General features: G+C 41.4%; 23 protein-coding genes and 1 pseudogene. 2 read left to right on the top strand and 22 right to left on the bottom strand.

The window, feature by feature from the left end:
- The 10 genes from HUS62_RS07715 to pyrC form a co-directional block, all read right to left on the bottom strand.
- Positions 1-1,005, bottom strand: a complete 1,005-nt coding sequence (locus tag HUS62_RS07715) for a hypothetical protein (protein ID WP_175079072.1) — start codon at positions 1,003-1,005, stop codon at positions 1-3.
- A 56-nt stretch (positions 1,006-1,061) separates the two neighbouring features.
- Entirely contained in the window at positions 1,062-2,321 is a 1,260-nt protein-coding gene (locus HUS62_RS07710; protein ID WP_175079071.1) for a tetratricopeptide repeat protein, read from the bottom strand.
- An 11-nt stretch (positions 2,322-2,332) separates the two neighbouring features.
- The gene (locus HUS62_RS07705; protein WP_054551556.1) at positions 2,333-2,950 is read right to left on the bottom strand and encodes an energy transducer TonB; all 618 of its coding nucleotides are present in this window, start codon (positions 2,948-2,950) and stop codon (positions 2,333-2,335) included.
- The gene (locus HUS62_RS07700) at positions 2,950-3,354 is read right to left on the bottom strand and encodes a biopolymer transporter ExbD (RefSeq protein ID WP_054551557.1); all 405 of its coding nucleotides are present in this window, start codon (positions 3,352-3,354) and stop codon (positions 2,950-2,952) included. Before HUS62_RS07700 ends, HUS62_RS07705 begins: the two co-directional genes overlap by 1 nt.
- Before the next feature lie 14 nt (positions 3,355-3,368).
- Entirely contained in the window at positions 3,369-3,893 is a 525-nt protein-coding gene (locus HUS62_RS07695; RefSeq protein ID WP_054551558.1) for a MotA/TolQ/ExbB proton channel family protein, read from the bottom strand.
- Positions 3,893-5,257 (bottom strand): MotA/TolQ/ExbB proton channel family protein, encoded by a 1,365-nt coding sequence (locus tag HUS62_RS07690; RefSeq protein WP_054561743.1) that lies wholly within the window; start codon positions 5,255-5,257, stop codon positions 3,893-3,895. The genes HUS62_RS07695 and HUS62_RS07690 overlap by 1 nt, the downstream gene beginning before the upstream one ends.
- 6 nt (positions 5,258-5,263) lie before the next feature.
- Positions 5,264-6,034, bottom strand: a complete 771-nt coding sequence (locus tag HUS62_RS07685; RefSeq protein WP_062564205.1) for a DUF3450 domain-containing protein — start codon at positions 6,032-6,034, stop codon at positions 5,264-5,266.
- A gap of 474 nt (positions 6,035-6,508) precedes the next feature.
- The gene (locus tag HUS62_RS07680) at positions 6,509-7,099 is read right to left on the bottom strand and encodes a response regulator transcription factor (RefSeq protein WP_175079070.1); all 591 of its coding nucleotides are present in this window, start codon (positions 7,097-7,099) and stop codon (positions 6,509-6,511) included.
- A 458-nt stretch (positions 7,100-7,557) separates the two neighbouring features.
- Positions 7,558-7,767 (bottom strand): cold-shock protein, encoded by a 210-nt coding sequence (locus HUS62_RS07675; RefSeq protein WP_036967526.1) that lies wholly within the window; start codon positions 7,765-7,767, stop codon positions 7,558-7,560.
- A gap of 340 nt (positions 7,768-8,107) precedes the next feature.
- Complete coding sequence (pyrC, locus tag HUS62_RS07670) at positions 8,108-9,154, bottom strand: dihydroorotase (RefSeq protein WP_175079069.1); 1,047 nt, start codon at positions 9,152-9,154, stop codon at positions 8,108-8,110.
- A gap of 191 nt (positions 9,155-9,345) precedes the next feature.
- Here pyrC and HUS62_RS07665 point away from each other — a divergent pair, with 191 nt between their 5' ends.
- A complete protein-coding gene (locus HUS62_RS07665; protein WP_175079068.1) occupies positions 9,346-11,715 on the top strand; it encodes an EAL domain-containing protein in 2,370 nt (789 codons plus the stop codon).
- Between the two features lie 59 nt (positions 11,716-11,774).
- Here HUS62_RS07665 and HUS62_RS07660 read toward each other — a convergent pair whose 3' ends face one another.
- Positions 11,775-14,054 (bottom strand): acyl-CoA dehydrogenase, encoded by a 2,280-nt coding sequence (locus HUS62_RS07660; RefSeq protein ID WP_175079067.1) that lies wholly within the window; start codon positions 14,052-14,054, stop codon positions 11,775-11,777.
- A 168-nt stretch (positions 14,055-14,222) separates the two neighbouring features.
- Between HUS62_RS07660 and HUS62_RS07655 the strand changes: the two are divergent.
- Positions 14,223-16,074: pseudogene (locus tag HUS62_RS07655) on the top strand (M2 family metallopeptidase).
- Positions 16,075-16,131: 57 nt separating this feature from the next.
- Here the strand turns inward: HUS62_RS07655 and HUS62_RS07650 are convergent.
- From HUS62_RS07650 to HUS62_RS07600, 11 genes are all read right to left on the bottom strand, one after another.
- Positions 16,132-16,920 (bottom strand): putative porin, encoded by a 789-nt coding sequence (locus HUS62_RS07650; RefSeq protein WP_175079066.1) that lies wholly within the window; start codon positions 16,918-16,920, stop codon positions 16,132-16,134.
- Positions 16,921-17,140: 220 nt separating this feature from the next.
- Positions 17,141-17,515, bottom strand: coding sequence for a PH domain-containing protein (locus HUS62_RS07645; protein WP_175079065.1), 375 nt, complete (start codon positions 17,513-17,515; stop codon positions 17,141-17,143).
- 2 nt (positions 17,516-17,517) lie between these two features.
- Positions 17,518-18,426: an ABC transporter ATP-binding protein gene (locus HUS62_RS07640; RefSeq protein WP_175079064.1), complete on the bottom strand. Its 909-nt coding sequence runs from the start codon at positions 18,424-18,426 to the stop codon at positions 17,518-17,520.
- Positions 18,423-19,241 (bottom strand): ABC transporter permease, encoded by an 819-nt coding sequence (locus HUS62_RS07635; RefSeq protein WP_175079063.1) that lies wholly within the window; start codon positions 19,239-19,241, stop codon positions 18,423-18,425. Before HUS62_RS07635 ends, HUS62_RS07640 begins: the two co-directional genes overlap by 4 nt.
- A gap of 115 nt (positions 19,242-19,356) precedes the next feature.
- Positions 19,357-20,535, bottom strand: coding sequence for a cystathionine beta-lyase (locus tag HUS62_RS07630; protein ID WP_175079062.1), 1,179 nt, complete (start codon positions 20,533-20,535; stop codon positions 19,357-19,359).
- Between the two features lie 19 nt (positions 20,536-20,554).
- On the bottom strand, positions 20,555-21,472 hold the full coding sequence (gene nudC / locus HUS62_RS07625; RefSeq protein WP_175079061.1) for an NAD(+) diphosphatase: 918 nt from the start codon (positions 21,470-21,472) through the stop codon (positions 20,555-20,557).
- Between the two features lie 114 nt (positions 21,473-21,586).
- Positions 21,587-22,381 carry a glucosamine-6-phosphate deaminase gene (nagB, locus tag HUS62_RS07620; RefSeq protein ID WP_175079060.1) on the bottom strand — a complete coding sequence of 265 codons (795 nt, stop codon included), beginning with the start codon at positions 22,379-22,381 and terminating at the stop codon, positions 21,587-21,589.
- Positions 22,382-22,591: 210 nt separating this feature from the next.
- Positions 22,592-23,722, bottom strand: a complete 1,131-nt coding sequence (nagX, locus tag HUS62_RS07615) for a transmembrane glucosamine N-acetyltransferase NagX (RefSeq protein ID WP_175079059.1) — start codon at positions 23,720-23,722, stop codon at positions 22,592-22,594.
- Positions 23,723-23,785: 63 nt separating this feature from the next.
- On the bottom strand, positions 23,786-24,898 hold the full coding sequence (nagA, locus tag HUS62_RS07610; protein WP_175079058.1) for an N-acetylglucosamine-6-phosphate deacetylase: 1,113 nt from the start codon (positions 24,896-24,898) through the stop codon (positions 23,786-23,788).
- The gene (gene nagK / locus HUS62_RS07605) at positions 24,898-25,812 is read right to left on the bottom strand and encodes an N-acetylglucosamine kinase (protein ID WP_175079057.1); all 915 of its coding nucleotides are present in this window, start codon (positions 25,810-25,812) and stop codon (positions 24,898-24,900) included. The genes nagA and nagK overlap by 1 nt, the downstream gene beginning before the upstream one ends.
- A 370-nt stretch (positions 25,813-26,182) precedes the next feature.
- Positions 26,183-26,677 carry an NYN domain-containing protein gene (locus HUS62_RS07600; protein ID WP_175079056.1) on the bottom strand — a complete coding sequence of 165 codons (495 nt, stop codon included), beginning with the start codon at positions 26,675-26,677 and terminating at the stop codon, positions 26,183-26,185.
- Positions 26,678-26,772 lie beyond the last annotated feature (95 nt).

The raw sequence follows: 26,772 nt of genomic DNA, 5'->3' as shown, positions 1-26,772 counted from the left end.
CTAATTTATAAAAATAAAACTCATCGCAGGATAAAGCACGATATCCTCAATTAACCAATCAGCTTGCTGCTGATCTACACCTAAACGCTTCATCAAGTTAACACGTGCTTGCTGTTCACTCCACGTGTGATAATGAATACCTAAGTCAGTTTCCATCATAACTTGCCAAAAGTATTGCTCGCCTTGTGTTAATTTACGCTTACTTTTGAGCGGGTCGAGATAATCAAGTTGCCAATCAAGGCCTGTGCGCTGATGATTTTCTACAAAATAATTCATTACTAATGGTTTAGCGTGAGAGTCTGATACAGGTAATACAAAATCTGCACTCTGCGATTGCTTTAACGAAGCCTGTATCTCACTTAACCAATTTAAAGGTGGCTTAGTTTCACCACTAAAGTAATTAAGTTTACTTTGATACCAATCTTTACCGTTTGCCAAACCAACTAAACCAAGTTTTGTACGCGGTTTATACTGAGTTAAATATTGATTAAGTTTGTTTAGTGCTGCTTGTACACTGTCATCGCTATTATCAAGGTACGATTTGACCATATTATGTAAAAGCGTTAATTCGATTTTATTTAATTTCAGATTGCTTTGCTCAGCTGCAATTAACTGTGTTTCAACTAACTCTAGCCAGTTAGCTAGTGCATTTTCTGAGTAGTCATCTAATGAACGAGCTTGGCTAATAACATCACGTTGTACAGGCCATACAAAGTAACGCTCAGGATAACGCTCAGCAATAATTAAATAATTTAATTGCGCCTGTTGTGACACATCTAACTTAGTCGCTTTTAGTCCTTGATAAGCTTGATGACGCGCTTGCAAATAACTTTCTGAGAAAGGCCAGCTAGCAGCTTCACTTTGCTGTTCTTGAGTCGATAATAAATTATTAATAGTTTGCAGCGCTTGCTGCCCTTCACTAAACGTTTTGAAACCTGATGTTTGCTCAGAGCAAGCTATCAGCATCACACTTGCGACAACTAATAATACGATCTGTCTTAGCATTTTAAAATTCCATAAAAAAAGCCCCAGAGGGGCTTTTTAGTTTAAAACAACATCAATTAGATTTTTACACCGTTACGAGCGGCTTTATCTTTGATGAAGGTTGACCAGCTCTTCGCGAAACGACGCGTGCGCGGATCATCCATTGCTTTAGTGATAGCGTTGTAAGCTTGCTTGTACTTCTCTTGGTAGTAGTAAGCTTCAGCTAAATCAGAGTAGATAGTTCCTTTTTTGTCAGAACCTAGCTCTAATGCCTTGTTCAAACGAACAACGGCTGCACTATAGTTTTGCGATTGTAAAAGTAATGAACCAGCTTTGCGATAAAGCTCTGCATCGTCATCAAATTTAGCCGCTTCTTCATAGTATTTAGCTGCTTTTTCAATATCTTTAGAACGGTGGTAGTTAGATGCCACTGCACTGATATTTTGCTTGTTACGCTTAACTTTTTCTTCGTTGATTGCCTTTTCAAGCACGACTGCTGCTTTGTAAGGAATATCATTTAACGAATAGAAGTTAGAGAGTACTTTGTATTCAACTTCGTTTTCAAAATAGCCATTTTTGTAGGCAACTTCCATGGTCGCTAGACCTTTCTTGAAGTCTTCGGTTTGTAGGTAGTATTTACCTAAACCAACCCAGGCTTTTTTGTCTTCAGGCCAAACACGAACAATCTCTTCAGCTACTTCTACCATGTTTTTGTACTGTTTAAGTTCAAAATAGGCAGCTAGCTTTAATTGGTAAGAAGCTTTAGCAGGTTCTTTTGCCAATTCGATTGCTTTGTCTGCAGCAGGAAGTACGTCTTTGTAAAGTTTTAACTCGTAGTTTGCTTGCGCAATACGTGTATAAACTTTGTCGTCTTCCTCACCTGTGAAGTCCATCCAAGATGCATAAGCTTCTTTTGCTTTTGCATATTGCTCAGTACCCGCGTACATATCACCTAGAAGTTTTAAGCCTTGCTCTTGGTCAGCAAAGTTTAAAACGTCAGGTTTAACTGCCGCTGAGATGTGCTTAATAGCCAATTGGTACTGCTCTTTTTGAGCGTACATTTGACCTAAGTAACGATCAACTGTTGCCTTATCGAAATCATCTGAAGGATCAATTTCTTTAAGTAGTGCAATCGCTTCATCAAGCTTATCTTCATTGTACAAGTCAAACGCTTTAATAACTTTCTTACCAACGCGCTCGCCCATAACTTTAGTTTTTGCTTTTTTACGCGCTTCAATCTTCGCGTAATCTGGCGCCGCTAAAGCAGGTGCAGTGAAAGCTACACCTGATAGAGACATAAGAAGCGCAAGTGCAGTTACTTTAGATAAATTTCTCATTACTCGCCTCCTTAGTTGCCTTGGTTAAGTTTAAAGTCTAATTGTACTTGAAGACCAAATTGCTTCTGTGGTTTACCATCGATGATTTTCGGACGGTATTTCCACTTACGTAGCGCACGTTTAGCTTCGCGGTCGAAGATACGTTTAGGATCTGCGTCGATCACTTCAACATCTTCTACACCACCCACTTCATTGATAGTGAATGAAAGTTGTACCCAACCTTCTTTACCATCACGCGCTGCTTGCGTAGGGTATTTTGGTTCAATACGAACGATAGGTGTCGCGTCACCATCACGTCCAAATGCACCTGGACCACTTAGGCCACCAGCTGTGCTACCCACATCGATGCTTGGCATATTAAATGACAAACCACCAGTGTTCGGGTTGCTGTTTTCCGGCTGAGGCGGCTGCGGCTTAGGCGGCTGCTTTGGCGGTGGCGGAGGCGGAGGCGGAACACGCTTCCTCTCCTGCACCTTAGATTCAGGCGGATTCGTCATAATTTCGACTACGATCTGTTCTTTTTGTTCAGTCGCACGGTCAGCTCCACCGGAGATGAGGTACGCCATGAAGTAGAACAAGCCGAAAGTAACTGCCCCACCTGCAATCAGTGAAAACAGAAAACGAATCATTACTGATCTCCAGCTATTGAAATTTTAAGGTTATCACCCGTCGCTTTGATCTGGTCCATAACTTTAACTACTACGCCGTGTTTTGCTTCTTTATCAGCTTGCAAAATTACAACTTCAGTAGGTTGTTCTGCTAATAAACTTTCAAGTTTAGCTGATACACGCTCAACGTCTACTTGTTGTTTATCAATCCAGATCGCACCGTCAGCGCGGATAGCAACAAAAATGTTTGCATTTTTTTGCTTCGTAGCTGCAGCTGCTTTAGGTTTATTGACTTCGATACCAGCCTCTTTAACGAACGATGTAGTTACGATAAAGAAAATAAGCATGATAAATACGATGTCAAGCATTGGCGTCATGTCAACCGCTGCTTCTTCTTCTTCACGAAAACGTTGTTTACGTGCCATATTTAATTCTCTCTCTAGTGATGAGGCATGCTATCTACAAGTTTAGCTTTCGCCATTCTCGCTCTCGCTTCTAGACGTGAGCTAAAGAATACTCCAGATAGTGCCGCAACCATTCCAGCCATTGTTGGGATTGTTGCCATTGAAATACCTGATGCCATTAAACGTGCGTTACCAGTACCTTGAGTAGCCATGGTTTCGAAAACCGCGATCATACCCGTTACAGTACCTAATAAGCCGATTAAAGGACAAACAGCTACTAATGTCTTAATCAACAACATACGCTGATCTAATTTTTCAGACGCTTCAGAAATCCATGCTTCACGGATTCTGTGTGCGTACCAAGACGTAGTGTCTTGGCGGGCATCCCACTGAGCTACAATGTTCTTCGTCATACGAGGAAACTCAGCTAGTAGGAACCAATAGCGCTCAATCATTAAAACCCACATAAGAAAGAGTGCTATCGCGACCACGTATAATACCTGGCCGCCTGTGCCAACAAAATCCCTGATAGATTCCCAGATCTCCATCAGGACTAGCATTAGGCTTTCTCCTTCTCCGCGTGAGCAGCGATGATACCAGCGCTTTGCTCATCAAGGACATGTAGAACCGACTTACTACGACCCGCAACAATTGAGTGAAGTAGGATAAGTGGTAGAGCTGCAATTAGACCTAACGCTGTAGTAACAAGTGCTAGAGAGATATTACCAGCCATGATCTTCGGATCACCTGTACCGAACAATGTGATTGTTTGGAACGTAAGGATCATACCGATTACCGTACCTAGTAGACCTAGTAATGGAGCGATTGCTGCCAAGATCTTGATGATGTTGATACCAGCTTCGATGCGAGGCGTTTCACGTAGGATTGCTTCGTCAAGTTTAAGCTCAAGGTTTTCAACGTCTTGATTCTTGTTGTCAGCGTAAACCTTAAGAATACGACCCAGTGGGTTGTTTGTATTCGGAGTAGAAAGGTTTTTAAGCTGGCTCTTAATCTTAGTGCTAGTAAGCGCAAGATCAATGAAACGAACGATGAAGATAAGTAGACCAACAATTAATAGTAATGTGATTATGTAACCTACTTCAGCACCTTGCTCGTAGTATTCCATTAGTGATTTCTTCTGCGTGTTGATACGTAAGATCGCGCCACGAGTCGGGTCGATGTATACGCCAGCATAGTTATCTGCAGAAGTACCTTCTAAATCGCTGATACCAGCTAAGATGTAGCTATCAGGTTGCTTACCTAGAGGTTGAATCGCTTTAGTTTCTGGAGAGTAGATTAAATAACCGTCGTCAGTTACTAAGTTGAAGTTACCGATACGAGTTACTTTCTTAACAGAAGAAGAACCGTCAAGACCTGCAACTTCAGTTTCGAAAGTTGAAACTTTAGCTGACTCAGTCATTTCAGTTTGAAGAGAAATCCAAAGCTCTTCTAGTTCACGAACAGTTGGAAGTTCTTTCGCAGCAGCTAGTGAGCGAAGTACTTCAGCACGCCCTGGTTTTTCAGCAGAAACAAGTGATGCTTCGATTGAACCGATTGCATCAGCAGCTGCACGACGTACAACACCGAACATCTCACCTAATGTACCTTGAGCGTTTAAAAGAGCTTGCTCTTTTTCAGCTAAAGTATTTTCGTTTTGAGCATATTCTTTAGCTAAACGGTCACCACGTGCTTTTTCAGCAGCTAGGTCGCTTTTAGCTTTGTTAAGTAACGCTTGCTTGTCAGCACGAGCTGAAAGGAACTCTTGTTCACGTTGCTTGTTTAATTTGCCTTCAGAGATACGTTCTTGCTTAACTTGCTCAAGAATTTTGTCTAAAGCATCAGTGTTTGCATGTGCATTAAGCGCGGTACCTGCAGAAACAGATAGTACTGCTGCAACAGCAAAACCTTTAAATAGTTTCTTCATTATTGATTACTCCGCGCCAAAGATTGGTAGTTTAACAAGTTCTAATGTCGCTTGTTTACGCGCCATACGGATAACTTCTTTAACAGGTTTTAGGTATTCTTCACCTAATTCTTTCCACTGTTTAGTGTTGTTATCCCACACCCACGCGTGCTTAAGGTCAAAAGACTGAGCTACGTAAGTGATACGACCTAAACGACCGAAGTCAACGTTGATGCTCTTACCATCGATCTCAAGAGTACCTTGAGAAGCAGTTACAGCTGAGCTGTATGCAGTTTCAACAGTGTAAGCTTCAAGAACTTGGCGGAATTTTTCAGATGTAGTAACTGATGCTGACGCCATGATGTCACGAAGTCTTTCAACACGTGCAAGACGGTTTTCAAGATTGAACGGAACGTCCGCTTTGATGAATTGCTCAAGCGTATCGATCATGCGATACATCAAAGGCACAACGTTTTGTTTCGTGTTATCGATAGTTGCGATTTGACGGTCAAACGATTCGATTGAAGCGTTTTGGTCAGCGACCAAACGTGCTACGTGATCGTTATAAACCTTCATTAGCTCAGTTTCGTCAACAATGCTACGGTACTCAGCGATTAGCTCTTGAGTTTGACCATATACATTGTCAATTTTAGTTTGAGACTTAACAGCAGCCTTTTGAATTTGTTGACCTGCATCTTGCACATCTTTCAAAGGATCTGCAATCACATTGCTGCTTGCAAATGCAAAAGCGCCAACCAACGCTGATGCTACAAGACTCTTTCTGATTTTAACAGACATAGTTCCCAACCAATTAAGTAATGTTACTTTTATAATTTAATTATCCTCCGAAGAGGACAACCCTGATATCTTTTAATAGATATCAACTCTCCAATAATGCTAAATGCTTCAGAGTCTGTCAACTTGATGTTCGGCTTTCATCGGAAAAATTTGGTGACTCGTCGTTGAGATGAAAATAACCAAAATAATGAATTAACAAAAATATAACAGAGGTATTCATGTGGTACTTCTATAGCCCTTTACTGGCGAACATTGCATTCATATTAGGTTCAACCTTAAACATAAATGTAACATTTTATGAAATCTGAAAGTGCTGAAGAAAAATGAAAAAAAAATTCACTTTGTTCATCTAAAAAATCTGTTTTGAAGAATTTTTATGCACTCACTACATCTAACCGCTCAAAAAGCAGCCAAATCAGACACTAAACACTAGAATGAGAGAGTTGAAATCTCTCACCGCTACGGGTGAGAGAGTTAAAATACGGCGCGGTCTTTAACTAGCTTAGCGAGTGAGATAATTGAATCAACTTCTAGTTTTTCAAATATTTTCGCTTTGTATGTACTTACCGTTTTATTACTGATGAAAAGTTTTTCACCAATATCTTTGTTTGATAAGCCTTGTAGTAGATAATTCATCACTGCGAGTTCACGTTCAGTGAGTAACTCGTCTATGTCTTTTTCAGACGCTATTAGGTGCTCTTGTGGAAAGAAAGTATAGCCACGCAAAATCATTTCAACTGCAGAGGAGATATCTTCAAGGCTTTCGGCCTTGTTAACAAATCCTTGAGCACCTAGCTTTGCTGCAGTGCGAATAATGTGTTTGTCTTGCTTAGCAGATAAAAACAATACTTTGCCAGTAAACCCACTACTGACTGCGCGCTTATATAAACTAAAGCCATCTGAGTCTTCTAACTCAATGTCTAAAATTGCCAGCGCTACATTATTACTTTTTAAAAACTGCAATGCTTCCTTTTGACTTCCAACAGCTTGTACTTCGTTAACTAATGTAGACTTAGCGAGTACCATTTTAATTGCTGTTGCCACCATCGGGTGGTCGTCTACCAAAAGTATATTGTTTCCTATGCTCATCGATTAGCAAACTTTCATTATATTTCATCAAACAAGTATAAGTTACTCAGCATTTATTCCACATGTGGATAATTTAAGTTTAGCGGGTTATTTCTAGATTGGTGAAAAATAACTATAAACTTTTTAGCTGCTCACTTTCGAGTTCGATCAAAACTACAAACTAAACATAACGGGTGATGTCATGTTAAATAAATCCTATCGGCACAGCATATAATACTTTAGTTATGGAGAGTAGCTTTTAGGGCATAGAATGCGAAGTTCTAGCTTATTGGCTGATTAATTTAGTCTTAAACAATGCCTTTGGAGGAATATAAATTCGGTACAGTTTATGACTATTTATAGTGAGTTAAAACTTGGGGTTTAGCAGGAGATAAAAATGAATTTTTGGTGAAACAGAAACTGTTTCACCAAAATGCTTAGGTTCGCATAATTAATTATGCTACTTCTACGTTCTCAGCTTCAGGGCCTTTTTGACCTTGTTTGATGCCGAAAGATACTTGCTGACCTTCGCTTAGAGTGCGGAAGCCTGTACCTGTGATAGCGCTGAAGTGTACGAATACATCAGGGCCATTTTCTTGTTCAATAAAACCGAAGCCTTTAGCTTCGTTGAAGAACTTAACTTTACCAGTAACCGTGTTTGACATACCAAATTTTCCTGTAAGTCAATTATTAAAATTCAGCCATAATGGCTCTATCCTCCCTGAGTGAATGCCCAAAAAACTTGGGGTAAAGTACAGGAAGAACCAATAACCAAACCGGTAACCGTACAGCCGCACATTATCCGTAAATTCAATACGCAAAAACTCAAAGCAATTTAAGACTAACACATTAAATTGCTTTTAGCTCTATTAATCGAAAATAATTTTAAGGTCAACTGCCTAAACAAAAATATATGACAGTACTATTTATAAACAATTAATTATCAATGAAAAAAGCCCATCAAATAGATGGGCTTTTAATTCTCAATTTGTAGCTTGCTAAAACTTATTTAACTTGCCAATCCATTTTCGCCTCTGCTTTGATTGGCACTACTTCTGAATCACCTAGTTTATAGCTTGCTGGTACTGTCCAACTCTCTTTTACCAATGTAATGGTATCTTGGTTTCGAGGCATACCGTAGAAGTCTGGGCCAAAGTGGCTCGCGAAACCTTCTAGCTTGTCTAAAGCACCTGCTTCTTCAAACGCTTCAGCATAAAGCTCAATAGCTGCGTGAGCAGTATAAGCCCCTGCACAACCACAGGCTGCTTCTTTTTTGTCTTTGTAATGTGGTGCAGAATCAGTACCTAAGAAGAACTTTTTGCTACCACTTGTTGCAGCACCAATTAACGCTTGTTGGTGAATGTTACGCTTTAGAATAGGTAAGCAGTAATAATGCGGGCGAATACCACCTGCTAGCATATGATTACGGTTATAAAGAAGGTGATGAGCAGTAATTGTTGCAGCAACATTCTCTGGTGCATTATCAACAAACTCTACTGCATCTTTCGTGGTGATGTGCTCAAGCACAATTTTAAGACTCGGGAAGTCATTTACCACGTCCGCTAGAATTGTTTCTAAAAATACCTTCTCACGGTCAAAAATATCAATTGATGAATCGGTTACTTCACCATGTACTAACAGTAACATCCCTACTTCTTGCATTGCCTCAAGTACAGGGTAAATGTTTTTGATTGAGGTTACACCTGAATCTGAGTTGGTAGTCGCACCAGCCGGGTACAACTTAGCAGCAACAATTTTACCTGTTGCTTTAGCTTTTTTTATTTCTTCTGGTGTAGTTTTATCTGTTAGGTAAAGCACCATTAATGGTTCAAAGTTACCTTGTGGTCCTGCAGCTTTAATTCGCTCGTAGTAAGATAAAGCAGTGTCTGTGCAGGTTGCCGGTGGAACAAGGTTCGGCATAATGATCGCGCGCCCCATGTAACGGCTAGCATCACGAACGGTATCAACGAGTTGCTCGCCATCACGTAAATGAATGTGCCAATCATCTGGGCGTGTAATTGTTAGAGTTTGCATCGAATTTAAATCTGACATTGCTGGTTTCCACGGCTAAAGTTAGGGGGATAGCGTAAACGCTGAGTAAATAACCTCGCTTATTCACTCAAGTTCATATTCAGGTGCCTAGTTTACACCAGTTCCAGTTTTTTTTGAAAATAACTTTGTGGATAGTTTGATAGTAGGTTAACGTAATAAATTAATACAACATTTCGGTTACCTTTTATTCTATGCCTAAGAGTTTAGACGCTGCTTTTGCACTTGAGGTCAAAACAGACCAACTACATATTATCAATCAGTTCTCATCCTCTGTGATGCAGTTAGACACGGTTGAAGAATTGTTAGAATATGTCACGTCAGAAGTGGTAAGCCGCCTAGGTTTTATAGAGTGTGTTATTTATCTAGCCGATGATAAAACTCGCACCCTCAAAGAAATGGCGTCTATTGGCACAGCAAGCAGCCACGATACTTATCATATCGACCGAACAGAAATCAGCTTTGATCAAGGTATTACGGGGTATGTCGCAAGCACTGGTAAACCGTTAATGATTGGCGATGTCAGTGAAGACCCACGTTATATCGCTGATTCTCGCCCTGCTCTTTCTGAGCTATGCGTACCATTAGTTTACAAAGAAAAAGTACTGGGTGTCATTGACTGTGAGCACCCGCAAAAAGATTACTACAACGATGCGCATTTAGAGATTTTATCAACAGTGGCGCACCTATTAAGTGCCAAGATAAATCAAGTTCGTACTGTAGAAGACTTACAGCAAACCGTTATGCAGTTAAACGATGCGCAAAAGCTAGAACGCTCGATGCTGCAAATTGCTAACTTAACCTATCAATCAAGCGAGCTAGATAGCTTCTTTGAATCTTTACACGGCATTATTACCTCTTTACTGAGGGCTGATAACTTCTTCATTGGCCTGTATGACAAGCAACTAGATGTACTTGATTTAGTTTATATTATCGAAGAAGGTGTGCGTTCTAACGCACACAAGAAAATATCAAAAGAACAATTAAAAGATACTGCATCTTATTACTTATTAAATATCGACCAGTCCTTACTTTTTACTAAAGAAGAATTTCAACAGCACATTGATGCGGGCCATTTTAAAATGGTTGGTCGCCAGGCCGAGTCTTGGCTAGGTGTGCCATTTAAAGTAAATGAGCGTATAAGCGGTGTCATTGCCGTACAAAGTTACAGTAAAAGCTATCACTATGACGAGCATGACCGTGCTTTACTTACATATGTGAGCCGCCAAATTAGCATGGCGATAGACCGTCAATTATCAAGACAAGAGCTTGAGCACCGCGCTCTTCACGACGAATTAACCGGCCTTGCCAATCGCTCATTGTTAATTGAACGCATCAAACATGCGATCCTTCGCCTTGCAAGAGCTGATAAGCGTCACCAGCATGCCCTGCTCTATCTAGACTTTGACCGCTTTAAGAGTATCAATGACTCATTAGGTCACGAGGTTGGCGACCACTTTTTAGTAAAAATCTGTGAGTTGATCTTAGGTACTATTCGCAATACGGATACTTTTGCTCGTTTAGGGGGCGATGAGTTTGCCATCTTTATGGAAAACATCACCGATAAACAACAAATTAATGATGCTCTAGAACGCATTCAACAGGTACTATCAGAGCCTCTCAATATTGACGGCCACCTATTACAAGCATCTACCAGTATAGGTGTTGCGTTTTGTGAAAACAGTCGCGATCAAGCTTATAAGCTATTACAACATGCCGATGCTGCAATGTATGAAGCTAAGTCATCTGGTCGTGGCAAGGTTAAGTTTTTCAACAATACCATGCGTAAAAAACTTAAAAATCATGCTGATATAGAAAATGATTTACAGCATGGTATTGAGCATGACGACTTTGAGCTGTACTACCAGCCCATTTTTACCATTCAAGATGCACAGGTTGTTGGCTTTGAGGCGCTTGTGCGCTGGCATCACCCAAGTAAAGGCTTTGTCTCACCAAATGATTTTATACCCGTAGCAGAAGACACCGGCCAAATTATTAATCTAGATTTACATTTGCTTGAGCTTGCTGCAAAGCAAATAGCAAAGTGGACAAGTGAAGGTAAAACATTTGGCAGAATTACTGTGAATGTATCATCACGTCATTTTGCGAGCCTCGATTTTGTGGCACAAATTCATGCCTTGTACAAACAATATAAATTGCCACTTGGCTCGCTGTGCTTAGAAATCACAGAGTCGGGGCTAATTGGTAATTTAGAGCTGGCTACAAAAATCATAAAAGGCCTTGAGCCTCTTGAAGTAAAACTGTGTTTAGATGACTTTGGTACTGGCTACTCTGCGCTTGGTTATTTACACCAATTACCTATCCATATTTTAAAAATCGATAAAAGCTTTATCGATCATTTAAATAAAGCGCATAACCCCTTGGTTGATGCCATTTTATCGTTAGCCCAATCGTTAAAGCTCGATGTTGTTGCTGAAGGGATTGAAACAGAAAAACAATTGGCAATCTTAAAACAAACTCAATGTAAGTTTGGTCAAGGCTTCTTAAAAGCGAAACCCATGCCAGCCAGCGAAGCAGAAAAAGTCATCACTCACGGCCTATAAAGCTAATATAAAAAAGCCTCGCAAATGCAAGGCTTAGTTTATTTATACTTTACAAAAAGTTACAGCTCGCCGGGTGCAAAGTTATCAACTGCTATCGCTTGTTTACGTAGCTCATTGGCTTGATTCATGCGCTCTGCAACGGTTGCGTTTATCAAGTTTTTCTCTGCTGCTGCGGCAATTGCTCCCTCAAGTTCAAGGTTTTTGGCAATAGTGCCTTCTTTTTGCCATTTACGAAGCTGCTTAAAGTCTTCATGGGTATCAATCATGGCTAAAAAGGCATTTTCCATTACACCAGTCCCTGCATTTTCATCGACATAACAAAGGTGGGTTAATCTGTCTCTAAAGACCCCAGGTTTGCTCATGTGCTCACACATTGTTTGGGCTAACTCATCACTTGGACGGTGGTAATGATTACCTAGTGGGAACACAATACGTTTCAGTAAGAAATTAATTACAGGATTAGAGAAGTTTTTAAAGAAGCCGTCGAATGCCTGACCAATGCAGAATAACGAATGCTCAACGGCATATTGCACAAATGGTAGGTCAGCTTGCTGACGCCCTTCATCTTCGTAGCGTTTCAGTACACATGAAGCAAGATACAAGTGGCTAAGCACATCACCTAAACGTGCCGAAATCATCTCTTTGCGTTTTAACTCACCACCTAATACTAGCATCGCAACATCAGTACAAAATGCTAAACCACGACTCATGCGGCTTAACTGTTTGTAGTAAACCGTGGTTGCGCCACATACAGGGGCTTTAGCGAAGTAACTGCGTGTTAAACCGTGCACAAATGCCATACCTGCATTACTGCCAGCAAATAAAATATGTTGCAGTAGTAATGAGTCAAATTCTTTTAAGGCAACATCATGGTCTTCCATTGCTGCTGCTTCCATTTCTTTTAAAACAAACGGATGACAGCGAGTAGCGCCTTGACCAAAGATCATCAAATTACGAGTAAGAATATTTGCACCTTCAACGGTAATCGATACCGGGATCCCCATATAGCCATGGGCTAAATAGTTATTTGGCCCGACTTGAATACCTTTACCAGAATGAATGTCCATAGCATCATTCATTACTGTACGACCCATTTCAGTCATATGGTACTTAGCTATAGCGGTAACCACAGACGGACTCAATTTTAAGTCAATCGCCCCTGCGGTCATTAGCCTTGCTGATTCTAAGGTGTAAGTTAATCCACCAATACGTGCCAATGCCTCTTGGACACCCTCAAATTGGCCAATCGACACACCAAATTGTTGGCGTACGGTTGCATAGGCTGATGTCATTCTTGAAGCCAAGTGACCTGTTGCCGTACTAAGTGCCGGTAACGAAATACCGCGGCCAGCACTTAAACATTCAACTAACATACGCCAGCCTCGACCAGCGCCCTTTTCACCACCGATGATCCAATCAAGCGGAATAAACACATCTTTACCGTATGTTGTGCCATTCATAAATGCCATGTTTAACGGATAATGACGCTCACCTGTTTGTACACCTTCGTGATCAGTTGGAATAAGCGCACACGTAATGCCAAGCTCTTTTTTATCTCCTAATAAGCCCTCAGGATCGTACATTTTAAATGCAAGACCCAGCACTGTGGCAATTGGCGCAAGGGTGATATAACGTTTTGACCAGTTAAGTTTTAAACCAATCACTTCTTCACCATTATGCATGCCCTTACAAACCACCCCTGTATCAGGAATACTGCCTGCATCAGAGCCTGCCTCTGGACCCGTTAATGCAAAACAAGGCACATCATCACCCTTAGCTAGGCTTGGTAACCAACGCTCTTGTTGCTCGGTAGTACCATAATGAAGAAGTAATTCACCTGGACCTAAGCTATTGGGCACCATTACGGTGACCGCAGCGGTTAAGCTCTTAGTGGCAATTTTCGATACGATGGTTGAATTTGCAATCGCCGAAAACTCGCGACCACCAAATTTTTCAGGAATGATTAACGCAAAAAAACCTTCTTTTTTTAGGTAGTCCCACACTTCTTTTGGTAGGTCTTTATCTTTTTGCACAATTTGATAATCATCAAGCATGGCTAACAAGGTTTCGACTTGCTCGCCCATAAATGCGCGTTCTTTTTCGCTAAGTTCAGGTTTAGGAAAACGATGCAGTTTTTGCCAATCTGGGTTACCACTGAATAATTCACCATCCCACCAAACATCACCTGCTTCCATAGCTTCACGTTCTGTTTGCGATAACGGCGGCAAAACTTTTTTAAACATACTAAACGTAGGTCGTGTGACAAGATTGATGCGAATGTCTTTCACAGCAAAAATTACAATCACAGCAACCAGTAACAGAATGATTACGGTCGTCATTGTGCAATCCTTTTATTTTATTTAACTGGTTCAAGTATGACTGATCGTGCCATAAATACAACGTAAGCAGCTCTTACTTAGGTTGTTTTTACCGATGCAGTTTGTTGTTTACTAAGACACTGCTATTATGCATGGGCAATAAATAACAATAAACTTCTAGGGAACGTTATGAAAAAGACTCCATTTAAGCTCAGCATCAGCGCGCTTATGGTCGCAAGTGCACTAGCACTTACAGGCTGTAATGATGACGCTACGAGCAATAAAACAACGACTGCTGAAGTCAAAGCAAGCCAAGTAACAGCACAAGATGCCGCTAAATTTATCGCCGATACTGAAAAAGAATTAAGCGCGCTTTATTTAGAAGCAAGCCGTGCTGAGTGGATTTATGCCAACTTCATTACCCATGATACTGCGGAACTATCTGCTGAAGTAAATCGCAAGATGACCGAAGCCGTTGTTCGCCTTGCTAATGAAGCTGCAAAATTCGATAGTTTAGAGCTAGATTACGATGCGCGTCGTAAACTCGATAAACTTAAACTAGCGCTTACCTTACCTGCACCACAAGATGCTGAAAAAACAGCTAAGCTCTCACAATTAGTGGCTGAGCTAGGGGGTATTTATGGTAAAGGTAAATACTGTAAAGAAGATGGTAGCTGTTTAAGCCTTGGCGACATGACCGCTAAAATGGCAACGAGCCGTGATTACAATGAATTGCTTGATTTATGGCAAGGTTGGCGTCAAGTTTCAAAACCTATGCGCCCGCTTTATGAGCAACAAGTTGCCCTCACCAATGAAGGTGCAAAAGAGCTAGGTTATGCAGATACAGGTGCTATGTGGCGTAGTAAATACGACATGCCAGCCGATGATTTTGCAAAAGAACTCGACCGTATATGGGGCCAAGTTAAACCGCTTTATGATTCATTACATTGTCATGTTCGTGCCAAGCTAGGTGAAAAATATGGCGAAGATAAAGTACCACAAGACCAGCCTATCCCTGCACACCTTTTAGGTAATATGTGGGCACAAACGTGGGGTAACATTTACGATGTTGTTGCACCAGAAAATGCCGATCCTGGTTATGACGTAACAGAACTATTAGCTGAGCACGATTACGACGAACTTAAAATGGTACGTGGCGCTGAGAAGTTCTTCACCTCAATGGGTTTTGCGCCATTGCCAGATACTTTCTATGAGCGCTCACTATTCACTAAACCTCAAGATCGTGACGTACAGTGCCATGCGTCAGCTTGGAATATTGATAGCAAAGACGACCTACGTATTAAGATGTGTATTCAACGCACAGGTGAAGAATTCTCTGTTATTCACCATGAGTTAGGCCATAACTTCTATCAACGCGCGTACAACACGCAGCCTATTTATTATCAAGAAAGTGCGAACGATGGTTTCCACGAAGCGATTGGTGACACCATTGCTCTTTCTGTAACGCCAGGTTATTTAAAAGAAATTGGTTTATTAGATGAGGTGCCTGATGAGTCAAAAGATATTGGCCTGTTAATGAAAATGGCATTAGACAAAGTAGCATTTATTCCATTTGGTTTATTGGTAGACCAATGGCGCTGGAAAGGTTTTCTCAGGTGAAGTAACACCAGAGAACTACAACAAAGCGTGGTGGGAATTACGTGAAAAATACCAAGGTGTACAAGCGCCTATCGCACGTAGCGAAGCAGACTTTGATCCAGGTGCCAAGTATCACGTACCAGGCAACACGCCTTACACACGTTATTTCTTAGCGCACATTTTACAATTCGACTTCCACAGAAGTTTATGTGAAATTGCCGGTAACGAAGAAGCGATTCACCGCTGCTCAGTTTACAACTCTGCTGAGGCGGGTCAAAAACTAAATGCAATGTTAGAAATGGGCTCAAGCCGCCCATGGCAAGAAGCTCTTGCGACGATCACTGGTAAAGAAGAAATGGATGCGACAGCAATCTTAGATTACTTTGCACCGTTACAAAAATACCTTGATGAGCAAAATGAAGGCCGCCAGTGCGGTTGGTAATGATAAAAACGAAAAAGCCCGCATAATGCGGGCTTTTTTATGTCATCAAATTAATGATTAAAACTGTAAGCTTACGTTTGCAAAGTATGCATCGTAGTCTGAGTCATCCCAGTTGTTTGCATAACCTGCTTTTAAGCCAACGTTTTTGTTAAAGAAGTGCTGTGCACCAAAGCTGTAGTCATCTTCTTTGTTAAACGTTATAAATGCTGACGTTGCTTTAGAGAAGTAGTAGTTTGAACCTAGTTCCCAAGAGCTACCGCTATCGTCTGTATCTGAGATTGTACCTTCAATTGTTAGGTAGTTACCTTGTTGAAGATCCATGAAGTATTTTGCATTTACTGCACGGTAATCAAACTCATCGTCAGCTGTGAATGTGAAACCTAAGTAATCAGTGCTGTTAAGCTGGTGATTGTACTTAAGGTCGAACATTACAGTGTTATCACCGTCTTCTACGTCGATAAATGTCGCTTTAAGAAGAAGGTTAGGATTAAAGAAGTAACCTGCAGACACATTGAATAAATCAGTATCTGAACCGTAATCGTAGTTGCTGTAACCCGCACCAAATACAAAATCTTGTACGAAGTATTCACCACCGATGTTAGTTACATCACCAAAGTCATCATCTGCGTACGAACCAAACACGTTGGTTGTTCTGTTGATGTATTCAAACTGGTCGTATGGACCCATTGTTTTCTTTGGCGCGAAGTAATACGTTGAATCAACACTTACTGTGTCGTTGCCATCGGTGTCCATGTACCCTAAATGGCTGATTGATTGGTAACTATCCGCAGCAGTCGCGGCAGTTGACAGAAGCATACTCGAAATAATAACTGCTAACTTTTTCATAAACAGATTTCCCTATTAACATTGTTTCATTGCTGTTGAAAACTAGCCTGATGGCTAAGTTGGGCACATGCTAACGTGAGAAAACTGAATGGAAACTTAACTAAGCATTTGTTTTTACTTGATTAATTGTAATAAAGTGTCGGCAAATGTAAAGAAAAAGTTGGCCGAAACTTGCGTCTCTAAACCAACTTTTAGTGAAAAAATGAAGCTTGTCAGTACCTTATAAAGCAAACTCGCTTATAATTCTATAAACCTCATTAATGTTATCTCCTGCTTTAAAGTCTTTGCTGATTGGCGTTGGATCTGATCCAACCCAAATTTTCAGTTCAGCATCTAGATCAAAATGCCCGGCACTTTCTTTACTAAACTTGGTGATTTTTGAGTAAGCAATGCTCAGCATTTCAACTTTAGAGCCAGTAACACCTTGTTTATCAATAATAATTAATCTTTTATTGGTAAAGATGAACATATCACGAATGACTTTATAGGCTTTTTGTACTGCTTCACCATCAATCAGCGTATTGGCAAGCAGCTCTTCTAAATCATCATTATCGACTTCACTTGCGTTACCCATTAATCCGCTTAATAAACCCATAATTAGCTCTCCTTATGAAAAATTTGATTTTCGAGTGTGTGACCATTTACCAGTTGACGATACTGCCAACCTTGTTGATAACAAAAGTGTAGAAGATTGATATCAAAAGGCTCAGCGTTTTTTTCAAACTCGATCACATATTCTTTTGCTTGGCTCATATAAACATGATGTACGTGGGCAAGGCCAGCAAGCTTTGCTTCTACATCATCATAGTGTTGATTTAACTGCAGTGTAATAAAGTGTTTATTATCCTGCGTGCTAGAACGGGCTTGATGCTCACTTAACACCCCTTTATCGAGGTGTAAAACCCCAGAGCATAATCGCTCAAGCTCAGTTAAGTCATGGGAGCTTAAGATAAATGTTGCTTCGTTACTTAAAGAACTTACCAGCTCCCTTACCTCACGAGCATGAATTGGATCAAGGCCTGCAGTTGCTTCATCAAGCATCACTATTTCAGGTGAACCAATTAATGCCTGTGCAATCGTCACTCGCTTACGCATACCATGAGAAAGGTCATCCGGTCGCTGCTTAGCCACTTCTGACAAACCAACGAGCTCTAAAACACGAGCCGTTTCTTTTTTACGAACCGCACCACTGAGCCCTTGTAATTGACCATAAAAGTTAAGTTGATGCGCAATACTAAAACGAGGATCAAGCTGGGCATCTTGCGGTAACGCGGTTAGCTTACCGAATAACGCCGCATTACCTGGGGTATGCCCCATGACCGATAATTTTCCTGAACTTGGTAAAATATAACCACATAACAAACTGAATAACGTTGTTTTACCCGCCCCATTTGGGCCAACTAGCGCTACCGGCGCTCCTTTCTTTATTTCAAAGCTAACGTTATCGAGCGCTCGTTTAGCCCCGTAGTTTTTTGACAAGCCTTGTGCTTGAATTAAAACGGTCATAATGAGCTCCTTGCAAAAATTCGATCTCCAGCAAGCAGTAACACTGCCGTTTGTAAAAGTGGTAAACCTAGAGCCAGTGTGACGCCGGCACGTTGACCTGCCATTAAATCAAGTTGATAGCCGGGAAATATGTAATTTAAAACCTCAAATGCAGGCCATTGCCACGTCAGTAAGCCAATCACAATATTACCGCCAGCAAAGAACAAAATAGCCAATACAAATGCAAGACGCGATGAACGGGCAAACGTATTCAAAAAGCTCATCAAGGCAATAAATGGCATAACCGCAACAAGCAAATAAAATAACAACATAAAGCTTCGCGATAAGCCTGAAAGCAGCAAACTTGGCTCACGATAGCCAAGCATTGCAACCGTTGCCATCAAGGTAACAAATAACAATGCCGCTAAAATGAGTAGCTGCCCTAAAAAGCGACCAATAATAATTTCTGAACGAGTCGCTCTAAGTGATAAAAAGCGTAACGTACCTCGCTGTCTGTCGCCCACTGTTTGATCACTACATAAAAACAAACAAAAACTTGGAAAACTAAATAAGGCAATCAGCCAATAAACGGCCAGTTCAGATTCAGGCCAATCAAGTAATTTACTGATGCCAATGGCGCCAAATGCTTGCCTAGCAAAATCGGCAAAATCAGGTGAGCTAATCAAGGTCACAGATTGGGCAATGGGATAGCGTAAAATAAGTAGCCAACAAATGGCAAAAGCGGCAACCGCCAACAAACCACGTTTGGTTAGAAATAGTCGTACCAGCTCAAATTGGGCAATTTGTGCAAGTCGTTTAGGATGTAACTGCGTCACTCATAATCCTTAATGAATTTTATTATTAGAATTACACTAAGTTGAAACAGCTTGAATTACCAGAAAAAAAAGACCCGACAAGCGGGTCTTATGTAACAAAGTATAAACTTTTAACCTAGAGGTGGCTTTCGTACACTGCAAGCGCTTGGTCAAGGTCGGCTAGTAAATCAGCCACATCTTCAAGACCAATATGAAGTCTTATTACTGGACCTTGCGACCAACCTGTTTCAGAGCGAAGCCCTTTCATGCTGAGGTTTGCCGTGACTAAGCTCTCATAACCGCCCCAAGAAAAGCCCATTTTAAAATGGTGGAGGCTGTCTAAAAACGCATCAATCGCTTGTTGATTACCCTGCTTCATTACAAATGAAAATAAGCCGTTACTGCCATCAAAATCTCGTTTAAAGAACTCATGACCCGGGCACGTTGCAAAAGCCGGATGGCGAATATGATCAACCAATGGGTGTGTTTCTAGCCATTTAGCCACTTCGATGGCGGCTTGTTCATGCTGTTTTAAACGCACAGCCATAGTACGCAGACCACGTAGTGCTAAATAGGCATCATCCGCAGAGGTACATTGACCAAGTAGGTATGAATTTTCTCGAAGGGTTGGCCAATACTTTTTATTGGCTACCGCCACACCCATCATCACATCAGAGTGACCCACGATGTATTTTGTTGCAGCTTGAATACTAATATCAACGCCATGCTCAAGCGGTCTAAAATGCAGACCATTACCCCAGGTGTTATCTAGCATGGTCATTACACCGCGCTCATTAGCCTTAGCAACCATGGCTGGCACATCTTGCACTTCCATAGTGATTGAACCTGGTGATTCTAAAAACAATACGCGAGTGTTATCTTTAATAAGCTCACTAATTCCTGCGCCAATTCCCGGCGGGTAATAGGTTGTTTCAATGCCTAATCCAGCCAGTATTTTGTCGCAAAAATCACGGGTCGGCTCGTAAGCGGTATCCACCATTAAAATATGATCGCCTGTTTTTACAAACGAGAGTAGCGCATTGCTTATTGCAGCCGCACCTGATGGATATAGCGCACAGCCTTCGCCGCCTTCAAGTTCAGCAATCGCTTCTTGCAGAGCAAAATGTGTCGTCGTACCGCGGCGGCCATAAAATAACGTTTTGTCGCCTCGTTTCTTAGCCGCTTCTTTTAAATCAGCCACCGAGTCGAATACCACTGTTGATGCGCGTTGCACCACAGGGTTCACAACTCCTTGTGTATATGCTTTTTTACGCCCTGCAGAGACGATTTGGGTATTTTTATTTGTCTTTGTCATAATTTGTCCAAGCTGTGCTTTACAGGTTGCGCCAGTGCTCAACCAAAAATCGAGAAATAGAATCTTGTCGGGTTAGTTTAAGATGACTGCCCTGCTCATGCCATTGGCCAAATTCATTAAGTTCAGCACGGCTAAACCATCTTGCATCGTCTAACTCGTCTTTATCTACTTGAATATCTTCTGAAACTGCTGTGGCCATAAAGCCAAACATAATTGATGATGGAAATGGCCAAGGCTGTGAAGCGATATATTGAATATCTGTCACCGCAACACCAGCTTCTTCCATAACTTCGCGGGCAACGGCCTGCTCTAATGTTTCACCTGGGTCAACAAAACCAGCAAGAGTTGAAAAAACACCGTCAGGCCAGCTTGCTTGACGGCCTAGCAAGCAGCGCTCAACCCCATCTGAAAAGGTTTTAGTAACGATCATTATCACCGCAGGATCGGTTCGCGGAAAAGTTTGATGCTGGCAAGTTTGGTTCTCACATAAACGTGAATGCCCTGCTTCAACCATGTTATTTTCATGACCACAACGGCCACAAAATCGGTGCGTTGCGTGCCAAAAACACAAGCCCCTTGCCAGTGCAGCAATCGAACCTTGTTTTAACTCAACTTGTGGGCCTAACTTGCGAATATCTACAAATTCAGCGCCATTAAGCATAGGCTCAATAAGTGAATCTGGAACATGGCTGACATCTAAAGTAAAATGAGCCACATCATCGTCGTCTAAACCCAATAAAATGCTTTTTGATAAATCGAGATGATCCACTTGAGATAAGCGTAAATAACACACTTCAGGGCTGTCTTTAACAAATAAACTTTGATTGTTATTGACCAATAACCAGCGACTCTGAGAATTCATTTGAGCCTTTAACCACTTTGGATCTTTACGGCGATTTGATGCACGATCCAATGGCATTTGAGAGTAATTCAGCATGGCATTCCTTGAAAATAGTTTACTCGCTAAAACTACCATAAGCGGATGATAAACCCAATTTATTACAGGCATAAAAAAAGCCCAAACTGGGCTTTTTTATTCTCTCTCACAATTTTACAAGGTCGCTAGGTGCGCTTGTAGTTTTTGGTTCTCAGCTTCAATATGCTGATAGAACTCTAAATCTTCTAATTTACTTGCGGCAGCTTTATCAATGATGATCACCGCATCTTTATGAAGTTGCAGTGCTGAAGCTGGGCATTTAGCCATTAACGGGCCTTCTACCATGGCGTGAACGGCATCCGCTTTACTTGCACCGGTTGCTAAAAGCACTACTTTTTTGGCTTCTAAAATAGTGCCAATCCCCATAGTGATTGATAAATGTGGTTGATATTCACCCTCAGCAAAAAATCGCGCATTGTCTTCAATCGTCGCTTTTGTCAGTGTCTTAACACGGGTGCGTGATGTCAAACCAGATGAAGGTTCGTTAAAGCCAATATGACCATTACGGCCAATACCAAGTAGTTGTACGTCAACACCACCAGCGTTAGTGATTTTTTGCTCATATTCATTACAAGCAACAAGCGGGTTTACTGCATCACCCGGCGGTACATGGGTGTTTTGTTTGTCGATATCAACATGGTTAAACAGCTGCTCATTCATAAAGTAACGGTAACTTTGTGGATGCTCGCCTGTTAAGCCTAAGTATTCGTCTAAGTTAAATGTTGTCGCTTTGCTAAACGAAATATCGCCAGCTTTATTTTTTTCGATCAGTTGTTGGTACAAAGCAACAGGTGTTGAACCTGTGGCAAGACCAAGAACCGAGGCTGGTTTTTTTAGTAATTGTTTCGCAAAGATGTTGGCACCATACGCTGCAACTTGGGCTGCATCATCAAGAATCACTATTTGCATATCGATTAGCTCTAATTATAAGTTGGAAAAAAATGGGACCTAAAACCCAACCCCACGTGCAATCGAGCTGGGTTTTAGATCAAACCACTGCCAGGATACGATGCAGTAGCTATAACCATTATGACAACGCTGTCATTATCACTTCTAGTTTTATCTTTGTAAAGTAAAAGTGAATAAAAAATTACTCTTTCTGTTAGTGTTTAATAATTATCAAACACTAACAAAGATCTTACGGCGATACATCCAATGCAATACCAGCATTTGTACTGCTAATAACGCAATGACCGCCATCAGAGGTTGCCACGCCTCTGGCACAGCTCGAACCACCCCACCAAATACGCTTTGGCTTACATAGCCCCAATTCACAAGACTTGACGCTAAATAAATAATAATCGAGTTTGCACCTATGATCACAAATGGATACGCAGCGCGTTGCCCCGGTAAAATATCAACCAGTACATAAAAAACGGCGAGCAATATGGCACTCCAGCCAACGGTTACAAGCACAAATGAGCTGGTCCAAAGTTCTTTATTTACTGGGAACTGTAAATCCCATAACCAACCTAAACACACACTTACCACACCTGCGGCGAACAACAAGGCGGTCATTTTCCACTCGCCAATTTGCTGAGCTCGAGCCACTAATTGACCTGCAAACACACCCATTAATGCATTGACTATCGCAGGGATATTCGACAACACACCTTCTGGGTCTACTACACGGTTTTGATAACTAATCCCCGGCAGTAAGTGTGCATCAAACCATGCATTCCAACTCCCTGCTGCTGAAAGGTCACCAGCACTGCCACCCGGCACTGGAACAAAACAAAGTAGTAACCAATAACCCACTAAAATAGCCGCAGCGGTAATAATTTGTGTTCGTAAACTAGTATGCCAAACCAACATTGCACAGAAGAACCATGCAATAGCGATGCGGCCAAGCACACTGGCATAGCGAATTTCATCTAACGCCATCGGCATCCCTGTGCCCCAGCCGTGGTTATACAAAATACCTAATAAACACAATAGTAAAAGACGTTTACCCGCCTTGCGGTAATACACTTTGCGCTCATCAAACGGTAAATGATCAATGCGTTTTGGGGCTAGTCCCATTGCCACACCCGATAAGAATATAAACAATGGGAAAATTAGATCGTAAAATGTGAAGCCATGCCAAACGCTATGTAAAGTATGGGCTTCAAAAGCTTTCCAGCCAGTCCAGCCTGTTAAAACGAAGAGCGCTGCGAATAGTGACTGTCCGCCTAATATCCAAAACATATCCATGCCGCGCAGTGCATCCAGTGATGCCAAACGTTTTCTTGTTGGTTGTGTTGTTGTCATTGTATTACCTTAAATAGAAAAAGCCCCGCGATACAACGGCGGGGTTTTTACCAGGGAAGCTTGTTATAGCGCTTTTCCAGCAATAAAGGTGGCTTGTACATTTTGCTGTGCGTCTAACACCACAAAGTCAGCGTCAAACCCGCTCAGTAAGCGACCTTTTTTATGTAAACCTAAATATTGTGCAGGATAAAGTGATGCCATACGTAAGCTCTCAGCAAGGCTAACATCCAATGTGTTCACTGTGTTGCGCACCGCACTTGCCATATCAAGCACGCTGCCTGCTAATTCACCGGTCGTTGAATTTAATCTATCGCCAGTACGAATAACTTTACGACCATCAAAGAAATCAAACTCCATGTCATCAGTCCCCACAGGTGGCATTGCATCTGTGACTAACATAATTTTTCCACGCTGTTTGCTACGAATTGCTAATTTTGCTGATGATGGATGTACATGATGACCATCAACAATTAAGCCGCACCAGCTGTTATCATCCCAAAGCGCAGCACCCACAACACCCGGCTCTCGTGATGTAAATGCTGACATGGCATTAAATAAGTGGGTAAAACCATCAGCCCCTGCCGCAAGTGCTGCATTGGTGGTCGCAAAGTCTGCATTGGTGTGGCCAATACACACTTTTACACCACACTCAACCAAGCGCGCGATATCATCAGCACTGACATTTTCAGGCGCTAGGGTTACCATTTTAATGCCTAAGTCTTGGCGGGCATAAATTGCAAATTCTTGTTCTGTAATAGGGCGAATAAATTGCTCGCTGTGGGTGCCTTTTTTCCCTAATGAAAGGTGCGGTCCTTCGAAGTGCACCCCCATTACGCCCGGAACACCTTCAGCAATTGCTTGTGCAGTTGCATCGGCCGCTTTTGCCATGACTTCGACTTGGTCAGTGATCAGGGTTGGCATAATCGCTGTTGAACCAAACTGACCATGTGCTTTGGCTATTCTATCTAAGCAATCTGGCGTTTGTTCAGCGTTAAAAAACGCCCCGCCACCGCCATTCACTTGTACATCAATAAAACCGGGTGCCACTAAACCCGTTAATGCAACGGCATTAGCATCTGCTTCAACAAACTTAAACACACCATTTTCGACGCTAAAATACACGTCAGATAAAAATTCGTCACCGGTAAACAATGAACTTACATGATAAATCGTCATTACAAACTTACCTCTTGGTTTTGTTCAAGAACAGATTGCTGAGCAAAATACACCGCGCCCATTTCTGGTGGTTGAATAGGAGATTCAACGCGTTTCGCAATATCCTCTGCAAGCCACTTATTTAATGGCTCAGCTAAGCCACCAATCATAGATAAACGTGGCGGGTTATTCTCTAATAAACGCTGAGCTAATTTACTAACGTAATCAGCACCCTCTTTAACAATCGAAACCGCAACTTTGTCATTGTTATTGGCGGCTTCAAATACATAGCGGGCTAATTTGGCAAAACTACTCGAAGGCTGACCAGACATTTTTTCAACAATCGCCATCGCATTGTCAGCTGCAAAATGCTCGGTGATCACGTTCGTCAGATTTGTTGATTCACCTAGGCCATCAAGGTCTAACAAGGTCGCTTTTATTGCTTCAAGACCCATCCAGGCGCCGCTGCCTTTATCACCTAGAGCAAAGCCATGACCGCCAAAGTTAGTTGTGCGACCATTTACACATGAAAAACCACATGAGCCAGTGCCTGTGATGATCACTGCACCATCACTGCCTTCGTGTGCGCCGATACAGGCTGTGTGTAAGTCGGTGGTGAGGAACATTTGTTTAAATGGATGCTCCCATTCCATAATCTTGTCGTACAAACTTGGTAGGTTTACACCTGCTAAACCTAAGCCGGCATAAAGCTGATGAACGGTTTCAAGCGGTAAACCCGCATCACGAAGTGCTAATTGTGTTGAGACCATAATTGATTCGAGAGTACGTTCCAAACCATGTAATGGATTTGCAGGACCACCTAGGCCAGTTCCTAATACACCTTGTTTAACAGAGTAGATAGTTGCTCGACATTTCGTTCCGCCACCATCGATACCAATAAACAATTGGTCCTCATTCACACTCTTCGCCATCATTTAACGACCCCTAGCCTTCGTTTAGTTTTTGTCTAAATCGCATTATTTTTCTTATCAGAATGCGAAATCATCTCAACCTTTGTTGATTTAATGTTACACAACAAATGACAGCGTTGTCATTATATTTTTTATAAAAATTCGTATAACTTTCATATTTATTTTTAATTTATTGAATTAAAACGCTTTATTTAACAGACAAGAAAATTAGAAACCACATCAACAATGTCCTATAACACCTTTATTTATGCTTTTTTGCATAATTTAATGCGTTGTGCGTGACTATTCCTTTATTTATCATCAAGTGTAGCTAATGTTAGCTTAGCTGAAATAATACTTTAGTTAAACATTTTATTTTTATAGGAATATTTTTTTACTTTGATAGTAGCAGTGAATCGTCAATACAATGAAATTCAGCAGCAGATTGCTTTAAGATATCAGCGGTGAGGTACTCTGCACCATAGACATCACACGGTAGCTGATACTTATTTGCTAAGTGACCAAGCAATAACGCAAAATCACCATCACCCGAAAGCAATACCATTTTATCGAGCTGCTTGGCATGCTCTAGCATATCAATGGTAATGCCAACATCCCAATCCCCTTTTGCACTGCCATCTTTGCGCTGAATAAAAGGTTTCAGTTTTACCTCAAAACCAATTGCGCGCAGAATATTTTGAAACTGCGATTGCTTTTCATCGCCACGATATATTGCATACGCAATGGCGCAATCAATTTGGTAGCGTTCGCTCATTTGTGCCCAAAAGGCATTGTAGTCAAAGTTTTTCTTGTAGCTTTCTCTACAGGTGTAATAAATGTTTTGTACATCTACAAAAATACCGACTCTTGGCTTATCAACTGCTGACATAGTTTTCTGTTCTTTCGTGATTTGTGTCCACTGTAGCATATCTAGGTTGATATTTACGAAAAAGTAACCTAAATTGGTTACATAAAACAAAGTAA

It is taken from the genome of Pseudoalteromonas sp. 0303, assembly GCF_013349995.1.
In the GTDB taxonomy this organism is placed as follows: domain Bacteria; phylum Pseudomonadota; class Gammaproteobacteria; order Enterobacterales; family Alteromonadaceae; genus Pseudoalteromonas.
This window is presented reverse-complemented; position numbering and strand designations above follow the sequence as displayed.

Bases quoted from the DNA above. Each gene is read 5' to 3' on its own strand.
- nagA (WP_175079058.1), bottom strand. From the start codon at position 24,898: ATGACGATTTATCATGTAAGTTCATTGTTTACCGGTGACGAATTTTTA.
- HUS62_RS07675 (WP_036967526.1), bottom strand. From the start codon at position 7,767: ATGTCAAACACGGTTACTGGTAAAGTTAAGTTCTTCAACGAAGCTAAA.
- nagX (WP_175079059.1), bottom strand. From the start codon at position 23,722: ATGACAACAACACAACCAACAAGAAAACGTTTGGCATCACTGGATGCA.
- HUS62_RS07630 (WP_175079062.1), bottom strand. From the start codon at position 20,535: ATGACAAAGACAAATAAAAATACCCAAATCGTCTCTGCAGGGCGTAAA.
- HUS62_RS07700 (WP_054551557.1), bottom strand. From the start codon at position 3,354: ATGGCACGTAAACAACGTTTTCGTGAAGAAGAAGAAGCAGCGGTTGAC.
- HUS62_RS07690 (WP_054561743.1), bottom strand. From the start codon at position 5,257: ATGAAGAAACTATTTAAAGGTTTTGCTGTTGCAGCAGTACTATCTGTT.
- HUS62_RS07695 (WP_054551558.1), bottom strand. From the start codon at position 3,893: ATGCTAGTCCTGATGGAGATCTGGGAATCTATCAGGGATTTTGTTGGC.
- HUS62_RS07645 (WP_175079065.1), bottom strand. From the start codon at position 17,515: ATGGGTTTATTAAGCGGATTAATGGGTAACGCAAGTGAAGTCGATAAT.
- HUS62_RS07640 (WP_175079064.1), bottom strand. From the start codon at position 18,426: ATGACCGTTTTAATTCAAGCACAAGGCTTGTCAAAAAACTACGGGGCT.
- HUS62_RS07660 (WP_175079067.1), bottom strand. From the start codon at position 14,054: ATGACGACCGTAATCATTCTGTTACTGGTTGCTGTGATTGTAATTTTT.
- HUS62_RS07715 (WP_175079072.1), bottom strand. From the start codon at position 1,005: ATGCTAAGACAGATCGTATTATTAGTTGTCGCAAGTGTGATGCTGATA.
- nagB (WP_175079060.1), bottom strand. From the start codon at position 22,381: ATGCAAATAGTGATTCTTGATGATGCAGCCCAAGTTGCAGCGTATGGT.
- HUS62_RS07705 (WP_054551556.1), bottom strand. From the start codon at position 2,950: ATGATTCGTTTTCTGTTTTCACTGATTGCAGGTGGGGCAGTTACTTTC.
- HUS62_RS07650 (WP_175079066.1), bottom strand. From the start codon at position 16,920: ATGAAAAAGTTAGCAGTTATTATTTCGAGTATGCTTCTGTCAACTGCC.
- HUS62_RS07710 (WP_175079071.1), bottom strand. From the start codon at position 2,321: ATGAGAAATTTATCTAAAGTAACTGCACTTGCGCTTCTTATGTCTCTA.
- HUS62_RS07665 (WP_175079068.1), top strand. From the start codon at position 9,346: ATGCCTAAGAGTTTAGACGCTGCTTTTGCACTTGAGGTCAAAACAGAC.
- nagK (WP_175079057.1), bottom strand. From the start codon at position 25,812: ATGATGGCGAAGAGTGTGAATGAGGACCAATTGTTTATTGGTATCGAT.
- pyrC (WP_175079069.1), bottom strand. From the start codon at position 9,154: ATGTCAGATTTAAATTCGATGCAAACTCTAACAATTACACGCCCAGAT.
- HUS62_RS07600 (WP_175079056.1), bottom strand. From the start codon at position 26,677: ATGTCAGCAGTTGATAAGCCAAGAGTCGGTATTTTTGTAGATGTACAA.
- nudC (WP_175079061.1), bottom strand. From the start codon at position 21,472: ATGCTGAATTACTCTCAAATGCCATTGGATCGTGCATCAAATCGCCGT.
- HUS62_RS07685 (WP_062564205.1), bottom strand. From the start codon at position 6,034: ATGTCTGTTAAAATCAGAAAGAGTCTTGTAGCATCAGCGTTGGTTGGC.